This is a genomic window from Nocardia sp. PE-7 (genome assembly GCF_030486425.1).
In the GTDB taxonomy this organism is placed as follows: domain Bacteria; phylum Actinomycetota; class Actinomycetes; order Mycobacteriales; family Mycobacteriaceae; genus Nocardia; species Nocardia salmonicida_A.
Genome location: NZ_CP129614.1, coordinates 3,481,323 through 3,497,693, shown reverse-complemented (window position 1 = coordinate 3,497,693; position 16,371 = coordinate 3,481,323). Strand labels below are relative to the sequence as shown.

13 protein-coding genes are annotated in these 16,371 nt (G+C 68.3%); 5 read left to right on the top strand and 8 right to left on the bottom strand.

Features of this window, described 5'->3' with window-relative positions; genetic code table 11:
• Positions 1-3: 3 nt before the first annotated feature.
• From QX204_RS16445 to QX204_RS16410, 8 genes are all read right to left on the bottom strand, one after another.
• On the bottom strand, positions 4-1,434 hold the full coding sequence (locus QX204_RS16445) for an aldehyde dehydrogenase family protein (protein WP_301907750.1): 1,431 nt from the start codon (positions 1,432-1,434) through the stop codon (positions 4-6).
• Between the two features lie 7 nt (positions 1,435-1,441).
• The gene (locus QX204_RS16440) at positions 1,442-3,148 is read right to left on the bottom strand and encodes a thiamine pyrophosphate-binding protein (protein WP_301907749.1); all 1,707 of its coding nucleotides are present in this window, start codon (positions 3,146-3,148) and stop codon (positions 1,442-1,444) included.
• Positions 3,138-4,064: an SDR family NAD(P)-dependent oxidoreductase gene (locus tag QX204_RS16435; RefSeq protein WP_301907748.1), complete on the bottom strand. Its 927-nt coding sequence runs from the start codon at positions 4,062-4,064 to the stop codon at positions 3,138-3,140. Before QX204_RS16435 ends, QX204_RS16440 begins: the two co-directional genes overlap by 11 nt.
• A 24-nt stretch (positions 4,065-4,088) precedes the next feature.
• Positions 4,089-5,930, bottom strand: a complete 1,842-nt coding sequence (locus tag QX204_RS16430; protein WP_301908017.1) for a flavin-containing monooxygenase — start codon at positions 5,928-5,930, stop codon at positions 4,089-4,091.
• A gap of 50 nt (positions 5,931-5,980) precedes the next feature.
• Entirely contained in the window at positions 5,981-7,363 is a 1,383-nt protein-coding gene (locus tag QX204_RS16425) for an aromatic ring-hydroxylating oxygenase subunit alpha (RefSeq protein ID WP_301907747.1), read from the bottom strand.
• On the bottom strand, positions 7,360-8,220 hold the full coding sequence (locus QX204_RS16420; protein ID WP_301907746.1) for an SDR family NAD(P)-dependent oxidoreductase: 861 nt from the start codon (positions 8,218-8,220) through the stop codon (positions 7,360-7,362). Before QX204_RS16420 ends, QX204_RS16425 begins: the two co-directional genes overlap by 4 nt.
• Positions 8,217-9,779: an SMP-30/gluconolactonase/LRE family protein gene (locus QX204_RS16415; RefSeq protein WP_301908016.1), complete on the bottom strand. Its 1,563-nt coding sequence runs from the start codon at positions 9,777-9,779 to the stop codon at positions 8,217-8,219. Before QX204_RS16415 ends, QX204_RS16420 begins: the two co-directional genes overlap by 4 nt.
• Positions 9,780-10,291: 512 nt before the next feature.
• A complete protein-coding gene (locus QX204_RS16410) occupies positions 10,292-11,095 on the bottom strand; it encodes a FadR/GntR family transcriptional regulator (protein WP_301907745.1) in 804 nt (267 codons plus the stop codon).
• Between the two features lie 118 nt (positions 11,096-11,213).
• Here QX204_RS16410 and QX204_RS16405 point away from each other — a divergent pair, with 118 nt between their 5' ends.
• Genes QX204_RS16405 through QX204_RS16385 form a run of 5 tightly spaced genes read left to right on the top strand, consistent with a single transcriptional unit; the run spans position 11,214 to position 16,363 of the window.
• Positions 11,214-12,374, top strand: a complete 1,161-nt coding sequence (locus QX204_RS16405) for an acyl-CoA dehydrogenase family protein (RefSeq protein WP_301907744.1) — start codon at positions 11,214-11,216, stop codon at positions 12,372-12,374.
• Entirely contained in the window at positions 12,371-13,321 is a 951-nt protein-coding gene (locus tag QX204_RS16400) for an acyl-CoA dehydrogenase family protein (RefSeq protein ID WP_301907743.1), read from the top strand. The genes QX204_RS16405 and QX204_RS16400 overlap by 4 nt, the downstream gene beginning before the upstream one ends.
• Entirely contained in the window at positions 13,318-14,100 is a 783-nt protein-coding gene (locus tag QX204_RS16395) for an enoyl-CoA hydratase/isomerase family protein (RefSeq protein ID WP_301907742.1), read from the top strand. Before QX204_RS16400 ends, QX204_RS16395 begins: the two co-directional genes overlap by 4 nt.
• On the top strand, positions 14,097-15,266 hold the full coding sequence (locus QX204_RS16390) for an acyl-CoA dehydrogenase family protein (RefSeq protein ID WP_301907741.1): 1,170 nt from the start codon (positions 14,097-14,099) through the stop codon (positions 15,264-15,266). The genes QX204_RS16395 and QX204_RS16390 overlap by 4 nt, the downstream gene beginning before the upstream one ends.
• Complete coding sequence (locus QX204_RS16385) at positions 15,263-16,363, top strand: acyl-CoA dehydrogenase family protein (protein WP_301907740.1); 1,101 nt, start codon at positions 15,263-15,265, stop codon at positions 16,361-16,363. Before QX204_RS16390 ends, QX204_RS16385 begins: the two co-directional genes overlap by 4 nt.
• Positions 16,364-16,371 lie beyond the last annotated feature (8 nt).

Here is a 16,371-nt window from a genome sequence, read left to right as displayed (position 1 = left end):
CCCTCATCCTTCCGGCGGTGCGTACCCGAGTACGCCCTTGATCTCGAGGTAGTCGTGGAAGCCGAATTCGCCCCACTCGCGACCGTTGCCGCTCTTCTTGTACCCGCCGAAGGGGACCTCGAAGTCGAACCCGTCGTTGATCGAGACCGACCCCGCTCGGATCCGGCGGGCCACCGCACGCGCCTGTGCCAGGTCGGTGCCGGCGACGAATCCGGCCAGCCCGTAGTCGGTGTCATTGGCGATGTCGACGGCGTGATCGAGATCGTCGTAGCCCAGGATCGTCAGGACCGGCCCGAAGATCTCCTCGCGGGCGATGGTCATGTCGTTGGTGACCTCGGCGAAGACCGTGGGCCGCACGAAGTAGCCGGTGCTCAGGCCCTCCGGCCGCCCCGGCCCACCCGCCACCAGTGTCGCGCCTTCGCCGATACCCTTCTGGATCAGCGCCTGGATCTTGTCGAACTGCGCGCCCGACACCACGGGGCCGATGGCGAAATCGCCCAGCGGATCACCGACGGTGACCCCCTCGGCCGCGCCACGGGCGACCTCGATCGCCTCGGCCATCCGCGCATGCGGCACCAGCATGCGCGAAGGCGCGCTACAGGTCTGGCCCGAGTTGAGCATCATGCTCACCACGCCCTTGCCGACGTTCTCGGCGAAGGCGTCGTCATCGAGAATGATGTTGGGGCTCTTGCCGCCCAGCTCCTGGGTGACCCGTTTGACCCCGGCCGCCGCGTTGCGCGCGATGTCGATGCCCGCCCTGACCGACCCGGTGAAGGAGACCATGTCGACGTCGGGATGACTCGTCAGCGGCACGCCGACGGCGAGGCCGTCGCCCTGCACCAGATTGAAAACCCCAGCGGGAACGCCTGCGGCATCGAGGATCTCGGCAAAGATCTGCCCCGTGAACGGTGACAGTTCTGAGGGCTTGAGCACCATCGTGCAGCCGGTGGCCAGCGCCGGGAACACCTTCACCGCGATCAGGTTCAGCGGCCAGTTCCAGGGGGTGATCAGGGCGCACACCCCGATCGGCTCCTTGACGATCAGTGAGGCGCCGCGCTGTTCGTCGAAGCGGAACCGTTCGAGGATCTCGATCGCGGTGCTCAGCTGGCCCGCCCCCAGATCCACCTGGAATCCGTTGGCCAGGGCGGCCGGCGCCCCCAACTCCTCGATCAGCGCCGCCCCGAGGTCGGGGGCGCGCTTCTGATATTCGGCCAGGACGGCGCGCAACAGCGCGATCCGTTGCGCGGGATCGGTGCTCGACCAGCCGGGGAAGGCGGCGCGCGCGGCGGCGACCGCACGGTCCACATCTGCCGCCGTGCCGACGGCCACGGTGCCGCACACCTGCTCGGTGGCCGGGTTCACCACGTCCATGGTCCGCGGCTCGGCGGGTTCGACCCACTGTCCGTCGATATAGAGCTTCAGATATTCACGCATGATTTCCTCACTGAGTTCCTTCCGCATACCAGGTGCGGAATTCGTCATAGCTCGGCATTTCTTCCGAGTTCGCCTTGGGGTCGACCGCGACGTGGATGACGCCAGGTCGTCCGCTGGCGTAGGCGCGTTTGATGGCGGGGGCGATGTCCTCGTCGCGTTCGACGTACTCGCCGTAGCAACCGAAACCCTCGGCGACCTTGTCCAATCGGGTGTTCGTGCTCCAGTGGACGCCGGTCTCGAGCGAGCCCTGTCCATAGGTGCGCTTGTAGACGCCGACCTCGAGCCCCCACGCGTAGTCGACCGCGACCACGCAGACCAGCGGAAGGTTCAGCCGCGCCGCGGTTTCCAGTTCGGCGATGTGGAACTGGAACGAGGAATCGCCGGTGATCAGCATCAGCGGCCGTTTCCCACCATCGGCCACACCGGCGCCGACGGCGTAGGGCAGGCCGGTACCCAGATGTCCGAAGTTCTGATTCCACATCACGTCATGGGGTTTGGCCTGGGAGTAGGTCCAGCCGAAGATGGTGGTCGCGCCGCCGTCACGCACCATGATGCCGTCGGCCGGGAACGACTTCGTCGCCTCCACGATCAGCCGAGCCGGGTGCACCGGCGACATCCCCGACGGCGCGGTCTCGGCCAGTTCGGCGAGCTGAGCCGCGTCCTGTTCGATCCAGCCCGCGAGCTCGGGTGTGGGGGTGCGCGGGGTGTCGCGCAGCGCCTCGACCAGCTGCGGGACGATCGCGCGCAGGTCGCCGACCAGCGGCACGTCCACCGACCGGTTCACCCCGATGGCCTCGGGGTCCTGCTCGACGAGGATCCACTTGCGATGTGCCTCGTTGGCGACCCAGTGCCTGCCGCGACCGTAGTGCACCGGCTCGCCCAATTCGGTGCCGATGGCCAGGCACAGATCGGATTTCACCACCGCGTCGATCGCCGCCGCCGAGAAACCGTACGGGAAGGTGCGGTCCTCGAGACCGGCGATGAAGGAGGTGCCGCCCGAGGTCTGGATGACCGGGCAGGCCATGGCCTCGGCGAGTGCGCGGACCGACGCGCCCGCGCGCGTGGTGTGCACGCCGTGCCCCACGAGCAGCACGGGCTGGCTCGCCGCCCTGATGTACTCGACCGCCTCGGCGATCCGGTCCGGACCTGCTGTTTGCCCGACCAGGCGATAGGCCGAGGGCGCCAGCGCGGGCGCGACGTCGAGTTCTTCCTGGATCACGTGCGAGGGATACTCGATGTACACCGGACCGGGGGTGCCGGAGAGTGCCTTGCGCAGCCCCTCTCGGATGACCTCGTCGGTCTGGTCGGCGTATTCGATACTGGCGCAGTACTTCACCGACGGCTCGAACAGCGCGGCCTGCTTGACGAACTGGATACGGCCGCGCCGCACCCGCTGCTCGGTGATCCGCGCGCGCTGCCCGCCGAGAAAGATGACCGGCGAGTTCTCGACCTTGGCGCACATCATCGCGCCGGCCAGATTGGCGACGCCGGGGCCGAGCGTGCCGATGCACACCGCGGCTTTTCCGGTCATCCGGGAGACGGCCTCGGCCATGAAACCGGCGGACTCCTCGTGGTGCGGAGCCACCACCTGCCACCCGCCTTCTTCGGCGAGGTGGAACATGTGCACGAAGTTCGGATCGGGAATGCCGAAGAGGGTGTTGATGCCTTCGGCCTCGAAGAGTTGCAGAATGCGTTCGTAGACTTTAACCGACATGCGTGCTGCCCTCCATGGCTGTCGCGAAGCTCTTGGTGATGTGGTCGAGATGGCCGGAGGGGACCACCGGCAGGATCCACGGGTTCTCGGTCGCGCGGATCGCGTCGATCCGCGCGCCGACCTCCTCGATCGACCAGGACGGTTGGTACACCCCTGGGGTCTCGGCGACGAAAGCCCGTGCCACCCTTCCGGCGATCGACACCAGCATTTCCCCGGTGATCGAACAGGATTCGTGCGCGAGCCAACCCACCACCGGCGCCGCCAGTTCCGGGTCCATGGGCGGGTAGGCCGAGGTGTCGATGCCCTCGGCGAGGCGGGTGAGCGCGGCGGGAACGATCACGTTGCAGCGGACGCCGTGCTCGGCGCCCTCGAGCGCGACCACGTTCGACAGTCCGATCAGACCCGCCTTGGCCGCGCCGTAGTTGGCGACCCGGTGGTTGCCGTACAGCCCGCCGATCGACGAGGTGAGGACCACTCGGCCGTATCCGGCGGCGCACATCAGCGGAAAGGCGGGCCGCACCACATGGAACGCGCCGCGCAGGTGGACATCGAGCACGGCGTCGAAGTCCTCGTAGGTCATCTCCGACAGCGGCGCGTACCGGTTGTTGCCCGCGTTGTGGACGATGATGTCGATCCGGCCGAAGGCGTCGAGCGCGGTCTGCACGATCGCCTGACCGCCCTGCGCGGTCGCCACCGAATCGGTGCAGGCCACCGCCGTACCGCCGGCGGCCGTGATCTCGCGGACCACCGCCTCGGCGACCCCGGCGTCGCCGCTGTCGCCGCTGATGGTGCTGCCGGGGTCGTTGACGACGACCCGGGCACCCTTCGCGGCGAGCAGCAGCGCGTAGGCGCGGCCCAATCCTCTTCCGGCGCCGGTGATCACGGCGACTCTGCCCTCGAAACCGAGTTCAGACATGGCGCGTTCCGTTCACCACGCGCCTCATCGGGCCGGTTCGGGCGGGGTGCCGAGGGCCAGGCCGGGCAGTTCGCCGGTGTCGCGCCACGCCTGGAGTAGATCCTCGAAGGCGTAGAAGCCGGGCCAGTACGGGTCACCGAGGTGGGAGCGGATCTGCTGCTCGCCCTCGTTGTTGTAGTAGCCGGGGGTGCACTCGCGCTGGAAGTTGCTGTTGTCGATCGCGCTCTCTCGCACGGTGGTGCACCACTGCTCCTGCGCCTCGGCGGTGGGTTCCACCGTGGTAGCGCCACGGGCCAGCGTTTCCTTGATGATGTAGGCGATGTGGGTGGCCTGCTGCTCGAACATGGCCGTCGTGCTCGCGGTCACCCCGCCCTGGAGGAAGCCGGTGAAGAACTGGTTCGGGAAGCCGGTGGTCATCGTGCCGTGCAGGGTGCGATATCCCTTGGCCCAGTGGTCGTAGAGCGAGAGCTCGTCGCGGCCCGCGAAGGGGGCGATGCCGAAGCGCCGGTCGAGATCGGTGGTGATCTCGAAGCCGCTGGCGAAGATGATGCAGTCGACCTCGTGTTCGACACCGTCGGCGACGATGCCTCCGGCGGTGATCCGTTCGACGCCCTTGGTGCCCGACACATCGACGAGGGTGACGTTGGGGCGGTTGAAGGTCGGCAGATAGTCGTCGTTGAAACAGGGCCGCTTGCACAGGAATCGGTAGTACGGCTTGAGCGCTTCGGCCGTGGCCGTATCGGTGACAACGGCGTCGACACGGTCGCGCACCCGCTGCATCGCCTGGTAGTCCAGCAGCTCCCGCAGCTCCATGAACTTCTCCGGCGTCAGATCCGCCCAGCCGCCGGTGCGGTCGAGGTGATCGCGCACATTGCGGCTGACCTCGGTCCATCCGTCGCAGACCAGATCGTTCTGACCGGGACCGTAGGCTTCGAACGCGCCGGTGTGGAAGTTGCGACGCAACTCCTCCTGCCAGCCCGGCTGCAAGGTCTGTACCCACGCGGGGTCGGTCGGCACGTTGCCGCGCTCGTAGATGTAGGACGGGGTGCGCTGGAAAACGGTCAGGTGCTGCGCGGAGCGGGCGAGGTGGGGGATCGACTGCACCCCGCTGGCGCCGGTACCGATGATCGCCACCCGCTTGTCGGCGAGCTTGTCCAGGCCACCGCGCATGTCGCCGCCGGTGTAGGCGTAGTCCCAGCGCGCGGTGTGGAAAGTATGGCCGGCGAAATCGGCGATCCCGGGGATGCCCGGAAGCTTGGGCCGGTTGAACGGGCCCTGGCACATGATGACGAAGCGCGCGCGGATCTCGTCACCCCGGTTGGTGCCGATCCGCCAGCGCTGAATCGACGCGTCCCACGTCATCGATCGGGTCAGCGTGCCGAAGATCGCCTTCTCGTAGAGGCCGAAGTGCTTACCGATGCGTTGGCAGTGCTCGAAGACCTCGTCGCCGAAGGAGTACTTCTGCTGGGGGATGTAGCCCACTTCCTCGAGCAGCGGCAGGTAGCAGTAGCAGTCGGTGTCGCACTGGATGCCGGGGTAGCGGTTCCAGTACCAGGCGCCGCCGAAGTCACCGGCGTGCTCGATGATGCGGAAGTTCTCCACCCCGGCACCGGTGATCCGGGCCGCGGTGACGAGTCCGGCCAGTCCGCCGCCGAGGATCGCGACATCGATGTCCTGCGAGATCGGCGGCCGCGCTACGACCGGGGTGTAGGGATCGGACTCGTGGTACTCGGCGAATTCCGCCTCGGCCTCCACGTACTGCTGCTGGCCCTCCGGGCGGATCCGCTTGTCGCGCTCGGCGAGATACCTCGCTCGGAGCGCGTCGCGATCGACCTCGGGCGTCTGCGTCGGTTCGCAGGTGTGCATGGCGAATTCCTCGGTGTGATGCGGTGCTTCGGGTAAGTGGGGCACGGGACTCAGGAGAGATCGCGCGGTGCGCCCGTGCCCATGTAGGTGGCCAGGTTGTGGTGCAGGTTGACGACGCTGCGTTCGCGATATGGGTTGGGCTTGGGCCCGGAGAACCCGCGCGTCTTCATGCCCCGTTGGACCGCGGCCATGTTGGAGAAGTCCTGGGGCAGCACCGTGCGCCACGCCGGATCGTCCTCGGCGGTGTACTCCCACTCGGTCTTGGGTTCCTGGCCCGCCGGGAACAGTTCGTAGACCGCGGCTTCGAAGATGCACTTGTCCGGGTCGTAGCCGAAGGGTCGGGCGCTGTAGCAGAGCATGTTGTTGAGCGCGTGACCGATCTGGAAGTTGGGAAAGATCTGCCATGCCGTTCCCGCGGCGGCGACCACCTGCGGGTCCACCGTCGGCCACACCACTCCGCGTTCGGCGTCGTAGTTCCTGGCCGACTGCAGCCAGTGCTTGAGGACCTGATCGGCGGGCGTGCCCTCCGGCAGTTCGGCTACCAGGCGATTCGCGGCGTCGACCAAGGTCCTCGTGGTGTTGGTGTTGGCGTTCTCCCAGGTGAAGTTCTGTAGTTCGGCGGTGGACATGCGGGCGTCCGGACCGGCACCGAGCCGCAGTTTCGCCTGGTTCTCCTCCATGCCCTTGGGTGCGTCGTAGCCGATGTTGCTGTGCTTTCCCTGGGCGCGCGACCAGCCGAGGAAGTTACCGAAATTCATGAACTCGGGGTGGGTGTAGGGCACGTGGTAGGTCTCCATGAAGGCCTCCAGCGCGACCTTCCAATTGCAGTCGAAGACCAGCCAGCGCCGCCAGCGGTAGCGCATGTTCTCCAGCTGGAACGGGTCGAGCAGGCTCGCGGCCGGTTCCAGGTAGTCCCGCAGCGATTCGGCGTCGGGGTCCATGGTGATCCAGATCCAACCGCCCCAGGTGTCGACCCTGACCTCGGAGAGCCGGGTCTTGTCCGGGGTCAGACCGCGCGGCCAGTCCTGCTGCTCGGCCGCGAAGGTGTTGTTGCCGTCCAGGTCGTAGCGCCAGCCGTGGAAGCCGCAGACGAATTGCCTGCAGCTGCCGCGTGTCTGGCGCGCGTAGGGGGCGTTGTCGACCAGCCTGCGACCTCGATGCGAGCAGACGTTGTAGTGCGCGCGCAGGGTGTCCGGCGCCGACCGCACCACGATGATCGAGTCGTCGAGGATGTCGTAGGTGAGGAAATCTCCGACCTTCGCCAGTTCCTCGACCCGCCCGACCTGCTGCCACACCTTGGCCCACAGTTTGTCGCGTTCGGCGCGGGCGTACTCCTCGGACAGATAGGCCTCGACGCCGATCGTGCGCGGTGTCGACAGCGCTTCTTCGGTTGCGGCGACAGCGGATTCGATGTTGTCGACTGTGTCGGTCATGGCTTCTCCTCACGGGTGATGGCGGCTCGGAACGCGGCGTCCTCGAGGAACAGGGAGGTGTGGTCGGCGTCGAGGTGGGTCCACTTGAGGTCGAGCCCGCCGTCGACCAGCAGGGTCTGGCCCGTGATGTAGGTCGACAGGTCCGAGAGCAGGAACAGGATCGCCCCCGCCTGCTCGTCGGGTCGACCGCGTCGACCCATGGCGATGGCCCGGCGGTCCCGCTCGGCGTCCTCGCCGACATAGGTGGCCGAGGCAGGGGTCTTGGTCACCCCCGGGGCGACGGCGTTCACCCGGATTCCGTCGGCGGCGAGTTCGACGGCCAGCGTCCGGGTCGCGGCCACCAGCGCGGCCTTGGCTGTGCCGTAGCCGATATGGAAGGGCGCGGTGTTCATCCCGCTGATCGAGGAGATCGAGACGATCGAGCCGGGGCGCTGTCGTGCTTTCAGTTCGGCGGCGACAGCCTGACTCATGAAGAACATCGTTTCCAGGTTCTGGGTGAACAACGCGCGCCAGTCCGCGCGGCTCACCCGCAGCGCGGGCATCCACGTCGCCGGCGCGGCGCCGCCGGCGACATTGACCAGCCCGTGCAGCTCGCCCTCGGTCCTGCGGATCTGCGCGAGCACCGTGGCGATGCCCTCGTCGGTCGAGGCGTCGGCGGCCACCGGAACAATCGAGAGCCCTTGCGCCACCAGCGGATCGAGGTGGGTGGCGAGGTTGTCCGGAGATCGGCTCACCGCGATCACGGTGGCCCCGGCTCGGGCGACCATCTCGACCACCGAGGTCCCGATCCCGCCGCCCGCCGCACCGGACACGACGACGACGCGTCCGGTGAGATCGGTCGGCACGGCCCGGCTCATGTCGTGCGCCGCAGCGCGAGCACGCTGCCCTCGGCGTCGGCCGACAGATACAGCGTGCCGTCGGGTCCTGCGGTGATCCCGGCGAAGGGGCCCTGCGGTCCGGAGAACGGCGGCAATCCGCGCAGCGGCTTGGGCGTGACTCCGGGCGGAGCGCCGACCGGCAGGTTCTGCGCGAGCGTGGTGCGCACTTTGGTCGCGAGATCCACGCTGATCAGCGACTTGCTGCCGACATCGACGACATAGAGCGCGCCCTCGCGTACCAGGATTCCCTGTGGCTGCTCCAGCCCGTCCACCACCGTGTCCACGCCGGCGCTGCTCACCGAAACGATGCGCCCCGCACCGGATTCGGCGACCAGGCAGGTCCCGTCCGGTGTGAACGCGACACCGATCGGCTGATGCAGGTCGGCGGCCAGCTGTTCGACGCGCCCGCCCGATCGCACGGCCAGCACCCTGCCCGTGCCGAACTCCGTGGCGACGATGTCACCGCTGGGTGCGACCGCGACACCGTAGAGCTGGTCGAGTTCATCGGCCAGCACCTCGCTCTCCTGGGTCGCGGGTCGGTAGCGCGTGATCTGACCGCCCGAGGTGGTGACGATGAATTCGCCTGCGCCGATAGCGGTTACGCCGCGGATGAAGCCCGGATACCCCGGGCTGAACAGCATCCCCGCCGACTCGGGCGCACGCCCCGGCCGTAGGACATAGAAGTAGGTGCCGTCGGCGACGAAGAGTTCGCCGTCGCTGTCGACGGTGAGATCCAGCGGCCAGTTCAGGCCGCCGGGCAGGGTCGTGCGGGTCTGCCCGCCGTCGAGGATCTCGGTGATCTCGCCGGTGAAGTTCGAGACGAACAGCCTGCCGTCGACGAAGGTGCAGTTGTCCAAACCGGGGTTCAGGGTGGCCAGCACGGTGCGCTCGCCGGTGCGCGGATCGATGCGCAGCACCTCGCCGGTACTGACCTGGGTGGAGACGATGTTGCCCGCCGCGTCGAACTTCACCGAGTCGGGGACACCGAGATCGCCGACTACTCGTTCGGGTTCGCCGCCGAGCGGGTCGATGCGCCAGATGTCGTTGGTGCCCATCACCGGGTAGTAGAGGAGCCCGTCGGGACCGACCTCCATGGCGTTGGGCATCGCGAGGTTCTCGGCGAGAACGCGGGGCTCGCTGCCGTCGGTGAACAGTTCCATCAGTCGCCCGCCGACCCGACATTCGTTGACGAACAACCTGTTCTGATGCACGGTGATGCCGTTCGCGCTCGGCAGGTCGTCGCGCAGTACCCGAGTGTGGCCGTCGGCGCCGCGCATGCTGACGCGCCCGTCCATCACCTCGGTGGCGAACAGATTGCCCTGGTCGTCGAAGGCCAGATCGTCGGGCGCGATGATGTCGCCGCCCTTGGCGCTGATCGTCTCGAGTCGACCGGTCGTGATGTCGAGTGCGCTGATCTGGCTGCCGGTCACCTGGGCGACGTAGACGCGCCCGTCGGGGCCGGTGCGCAGACCGTTCGCGCCGAAGAGTCGGCTCGGCGGAGTGAGGCGTTCCAGGCTCCACCCTTCGGCGAGGCTCATTGCTGTGGTGCTGATGTAGCGCGCCCCTTGCGTCACGGTGGGGCCTCCTCCGGGGTGAGAGCGTCGGGGTCCGCGAGGGGTGGCGTCGCACTCGGCCGGATCGCCGGATCGTGATGCGGACCACTTCGTCGGTGGATCGGAGCCTGCCAGCAAGTAGTGAGCATTACAAGTATTGTTATCCTTGTAAGGATTGTTTAGCATGCGCGACGAGAGAGAATCACAATCTCATTGGCTGCAATTCGCACTCTACCGCTGTTGACATGCGCTTTTGTGAAGAATTGTCAGGAGATCTGGGCGCGAGCGGGCGCGAAGTCCGGCGGCAGGGGAGGCGCCGCGAGGAGGGTGTCCGTCAGCCGGGGTGAACGCAGCGGCGTGCGGCCGCTGCGCGTCGTGGCGTCAGCGACGGCACGCCAGGGGTGAATGTTGTTGTGCCACGCCGTGATCCGGCGACAGGCATCGGCCTTGATTCGGGCGCGCGGAGTCGAGGAAGTTCGACCGGGCCGCGGGTGCGACTAGATGCGTGCGCGGTGGCTGGACTGGATCGACTGGCGCGACATGGCCGACGAGGCGTTGACGACGCCGCCGTCGAAACGTTCGAGCACCACTGCCTGCGTCGCGGCCAAGTGTGCGCGCGCCAGCCGCTCGGCCTCCTCCGCCCGACCCGCGGCGATTTCCTCGACGAGCCGACGGTGGAAGCGCACGGCGTCGTGCGCGTCGGCCTCGGAGGGGTATTCGCCCCGTCGGGTCGTCGCCTCTGCCCAGGCCTGCTCCTGTGCTGACCACAGGGCCACGAGCGTGCTGACGACGTAGCGGACGGTCACGTTCGGCGTGAAAGAGACGACGAGATCGTGGAACTCGCGGGCGGATTGGGTGAAGGCCACGCCGTCGCCGACCATGGTGGCCGAGGCGTCGACGGCGGCCTCGAGGGCGGGGACGACCACTTCGGCGCGGTCCTCGCGCCGGGCGCATTCGGCGGCGCACATCGGCTCGAGCGCCTGTAGTCCGGACGCGAGATCGCCCAGTGTCACCCGGGCGCCCTGGAGGGCGAGGCCGAGGTGATAGGCCGCCGAGACCTCGTCGGGTCGGTGTACCTCGGCGCCGCCGACATTGCCTCGGCGGACCGTGACCAGGCCCTCGGTCTCCAGGATGCGCAGCGATTCCCGAATCGAGGGATAGCTGACGCCGAAGTCCTTGACCAGCTGATCCTGGGTCGGGAGACGGTAGTTGTCGTCGGAGAGGATGTGGTCGCGTAGTTCCGCCGCGACGGTTTCCGCGATGCGGCGCTGCGGAACCCGGCCCCGTCTCGGGGTGGTCAACGAACCCGCCGATCGTCCATGGCGGGAGTGTAATTGATCGCGGGTCAACCATTCAAGTATTGCTATCCTTATGCTGTCAAATATTGCTATCCTTATGAGGATTAACTACAGTCTGATCATGGATTTCACGATGGGTACGGCTGCCGCGGACCTGCGGGGGGAGCTGCGCCGACTGGTGGACGAGCACGTCCCGGCTGATTTTCTGGGCGCCTTCACCGACGATCCGGCCGATTTCGCGGCTGCCCAGCGGTTTTCCCGTCTGCTCGCCGAACGGGGTCTGCTCTGTCTGGCCTGGCCGGCCGAGTTCGGCGGCCGCGATGCCTCGCTCTGGGAACAGACCGTGGTGCGCGAGGAGATGTGGGCGCATCACGAGCCGCGCGGCGCGCAATACATGGGCGTGAACTGGGTGGGGCCGACGATCATGCGACACGGCACCGCGGCCCAGCAGCGGACCCATCTGCCCCCGATCGCGCGCGGGGAGGTGATCTGGTGTCAGGGTTTCAGCGAGCCGGACTCGGGCTCGGACCTGGCGTCGTTGCGCACCGCGGCCCGTCGCGACGGTGACGGCTGGCGGATCTCCGGTCAGAAGGTCTGGACCTCCTACGCCGCGATGGCCCAATGGTGTTTCCTGTTGGCCCGGACATCGACCGGGGAACGCAAGCAGTCCGGTCTGACGATCTTTCTCGTTCCGATGTCCAACCCGGCCATTGTCGTTCGCCCGATCCGCTCCATGATCGGCCCGCACCACCTCAACGAGGTCTTCTTCGACGATCTGCGGGTGACCGAAGCCGATGTGCTCGGCCCGGTCGACGAGGGCTGGAAAGTGGTCCAGGAGGTGCTGGCCTTCGAGCGGGTGGGGATCGCCCGCTACGCCCGGTGCGAACGTCTGCTGCGCGCCGCGCCCACCGCCCTGGGTGACCGATGGGATGAGCTGCCCGCCGAACTGCGTGGCCGGTGGGCGCGCATGCTGACCCATTGCCGGCGGGCGCGGTTGCTCGCGTATCGGGTGCTCTCGCTGCAACGTGTCGGCCAGGTGCGTCCCAGCGACGCCGCGGCCTATCGGATCGCGGTGACCACCCTCGACCAGGACAGCGCCGAGGTGCTGGTGGAGATCGCCGCCTACGCCGGATCGAGCGAATTCTCGAATGATGGACGGCTCCAACGCTTCCGCCGCGAGTCCGAGGAACACTGGCGCTATTCGCAAGCCGCGACCGTGGCCTCGGGCAGTATCGAGATGCAGCGGATCCTGCTGGCCCGAGCACTGCTGGCCGCGTCGTGAACATCGACCTGAGCGCGGATGCCCTCGAGTTCGGCTCGCAGGCCTCGCGCGCGCTGGAAGCCGCGGGCGGTGACCAGTTGGTTCAGCTCGCCGAGCGTGAACCGGGGCGCCGCGAGAATCTGGTCGCGCCGGTGCTGGGTGGACTGGGCGCCTGGGATCTCGACCCGCGCAACGATGCCGACGAGCTGGAGGCGGCGGCCGCGCTGTGCCGCAGCGCGGGTTACTGGGCTGTGCCCTATCCGCTGGCCGAACGGCTCTCGCGCCCCGCCGGTCTCGATGTCGACGGCCTACTCGTCGTCGCCGACCACTGCCCCGAAGCGCCCGTCGTCGGCCTCGAATTACGTTGGGCGGCAGTGACATTGTCGGGCCGCCGCAGCAGTGTGGCGGTCGGACCGTCGCGACCGCCACGCGGCTCGTCGTTCGTGACCTCGCTCGAGCTGGGGTATCTCGACGACGACGGCGCGGCCGACGTGGCACTCGGGCTGGTGCTGCCGTGCTGGACATTGCTCGGCATGCTCGACCGCGCGCTGGATCTCACCCGCGCCCACGTGCTGCTGCGCGAGCAGTTCGGCAAGCCGCTCGCGCAACTGCAGGGCGTGCAGTTCCAGCTTACCGAGGCAGAGGTGGAGCGCACCGGTCTCGACGTGCTGGCGAAGTACGCGCTGTGGAGCATCCAGGTGGGCCGCGCCGAGGCACTCGACGACGCGCTCGCACTGCGGGCGGCCGCGATCGAGGCGGCCGAGATCGTTTTCCGGGTGGCCCACCAGTTGCACGGCGCGATCGGTTTCTGCGACGAGTCGACGCTGTCGTGGCTCTCGCGCTACAGCTTGCCGCTGCGGCGTCTGCCGCTCGGATTGTCTGGCACCGGCGACGCGTTGACGCGACGCATCGGGCGCACCGGCCTGACCGGGTTGTACGACGAGGACCCCGCGGCGGTGACCGGGTGAACTACGACCTGCCCGACGAACTGATCGTGGAACGCGACGGCCCGATCCGCACCGTGGTGATCAACCGACCCCATGAGCTGAACGCGGTGAACAAGGCCCTGCACTGGGCGCTCGCGAATGTCTGGCGGCAGCTCGCCGCCGATCCCGAAGCCGGGGTCGTGATCCTCACCGGGGCGGGCCGGGCCTTCAGCGCGGGCGGCGATCTCGACTGGATCACCTCGTTTCTCGACGATCCCCTCGCCCGCGACGAGAGCATCAGAGAAGGGGCGCAGATCATCGAGGAGATGTTGCGTTTCCCGCTGCCGGTGATCGCGGCGGTCAACGGACCTGCGGTAGGGCTCGGCGGCAGCCTCGCGGTGCTGTGCGATGTGGTGCTCATCTCCGAGCGGGCCTATCTGGCCGACCCGCATGTCGCCGTCGGCCTGGTCGCGGGTGACGGCGGGGCCGCGTTCTGGCCGTTGCTCACGCCGATCCTGCGGTCTCGGGAGTTTCTGTTCACCGGCGATCGGATCAGCGCGGCCACCGCCGTCGAGCTCGGGCTCGCCACCCGCAGCACCGCCCCCGACGCCCTACACACCGAGGCGCAGGCGCTGGCCCGACGGTTGGCCGCGTTGCCGCCCGAGGCCGTGCGCGGTACCAAACGGATCGTGAACATGTACCTGTCCCAGGCGCTCGGCGGTCCGATGCAGGCCGGTTTCGCGGCGGAGGTCGCCACCATGGAGTCCGCCGCGCACCATGACCGGCTGCGCGCGCTGCACGAGCAGGCGCGCAGCCGGTGACGGGGGAGTCCCGGACCCTCGACGAATTTCGCACCGAGGTCCGACAGTGGTGCCGGACCAACATTCCCGTCGACTGGCGCCGGGCTCAGACCGGCGTCTCGGATCGGGAGTTCGTCGAGTTCCAGCAGTCCTGGTTCCAGCGATTGCGGGCAGGCGGGTTCGCGGTGCCGCACTGGCCGAAGGAATACGGCGGCGGGATGTCGTCGGCCGAGCAGGTGGTGCTCTATCAGGAACTCGCCGCCCACGACGCGCCCCGGCTGGTACTGGCTTTCGTCTCGATCCACCACGCGGCGGCCACGCTGCTCGCCGCGGGCACCGACGAGCAACGCCGACGCCACCTTCCGGCCATCCTGGACGGCGAGATCTGGTGCCAGGGCTTCTCCGAGCCCGGCGCGGGCTCGGACCTGGCCGCACTCGCCACCACCGCGCGCCGAGGACCCGACGGTTATGTCGTCAACGGGCAGAAGCTGTGGGCCAGCGGCGCGCAGTACGCGCAGTGGTGCCTACTGCTCGCCCGCACCGATCCCGATGCGCCCGCACGCCAAGGCATTTCGTATTTCCTGCTGGACATGCGGTCACCCGGCGTCGAAGTCAGGCCCATCCGTCAGGCCACGGGGGAGTCGCACTTCTGCGAGATCTTCCTCGACGATGTGGTCATCGCGACCGACTGTCTGGTCGGCCGGGAGAACACCGGATGGCAGGTCGCGCAGCGAACGCTGGGCGCCGAACGCGGCATGACGATGCTCGAACTGGCCGAGCGACTCGGCAACGGGGGTTTCGGCCGACTGGTCGAGAGCTGTCCGCTCGACGACCCCGTGGTGCTCGACCGCCTCGCGGCGCTCGAGATCGAGCTCACCGGGCTGCGCGCCCTGTGCGCCGACTTCGCCGCCGAGGCCGCGCCCGGCCCGGCCGACGCGTCGATCGTGAAGTTGTACTACAGCGAATTGCTACAACGCCTGACCGACTTCGGTACCGAGGTGGCGGGTCTCGCCGCGCACTCCGAGCTGCGAAAGCCACTGTCGAGCGGCTGGGAGTCCGGCGCCTGGATGCTGGATTTCCTCGGTTCGTGGGAGTGGACGATTCCGGGTGGCACCAGCGAAATCCAGCGCACCATCATCGGTGAGCGCGGCCTCGGCCTACCTCGCGAGCCCAGGGGGAAGAAATGAACTCGATCCACACCGACGAGCTCGCCGAGCTGCACGCCGAGGTAGCCGCGGTAGCGCGGGAACTGCTCGCCGACTCCGCACCCCGCTGGGCGACGATCGCGCGAGCGGGTTGGCCGGGGCTGGAGGTATCGGCGGCGTTCGACGGCGCCGACGCCGGCTTCGCCGAGGTCGCCGTGGTTCTCACCGAGATCGGTCGCGCCGCCGCGTCCGGCCCGTACCCGGCGGTCGCGGCGCTCGCTGTCGGAGCCCTCAATCATGCTGTGCCGACACCGGACAGGGACCGGATCCTGCGCGAGACCGCTGTGGGTTCGGTTGTCCCGATCGTGGCGCTGGCTGGAGAAGGCATGGAGGAGAAGCTGTTTCGGATCGAGGACTCACCGCGAGGTCCGCTGCTGCGCGGCGCGGCGGATTTCGTCCTCGACGCGCCCGACGCAGGGCGGCTGCTGGTGCCCGCCGTCGATCCGGCGGGCGAGGTCGTCCTCGTCGACCTCGACCCCCGCGCGCGCGGGCTGCTCGTCACCGAGCGACCGGTGCTCGACGCCACCCGGAGCCTCGGCGATATCGTCGCCGAGGACGTCGCGGTATCGCCGGAGTCGTTGTGGCACTTCGAAGACGGCTATCGGGCCGATGCGCTGGGCCGACTGCGTGATCGGGCCGCCGTGGCGGTGGCCTGTGACAGTCTCGGCCTGAGCCGGGCGATGCTCGACGCCACCGTCGCCCACGTCGCGGTGCGAGAACAGTTCGGCCGCGCCATCGGGTCGTTTCAGGCCGTCAAGCACGCGTGTGCCGACATGCTCGTACAGGTGACGGTCGCGGGGAAGCTGGTCGACGCGGCGGTCCGCGCCGTCACCGCCTCCGGCGCCGATACAGCGACCTCGGCCTCGATGGCCAAGTCCTACGCCTGCGCGACGGCGGTGGATATCGCGGGCAAGGCGATGCAGATGCACGGGGGAATGGGCTACACCTGGGAGAGCGGCGTCCACGTCTACCTCAAGCGGGCCGCGCTCAACCGGTCACTGTTCGGTTCGCCCGTCCAGCACCGCGCCCGGCTGGCCCGGCGGTATTCCGTTCAGACGCCGCGCCGTTGGGGCGCCTGACGGCAAGT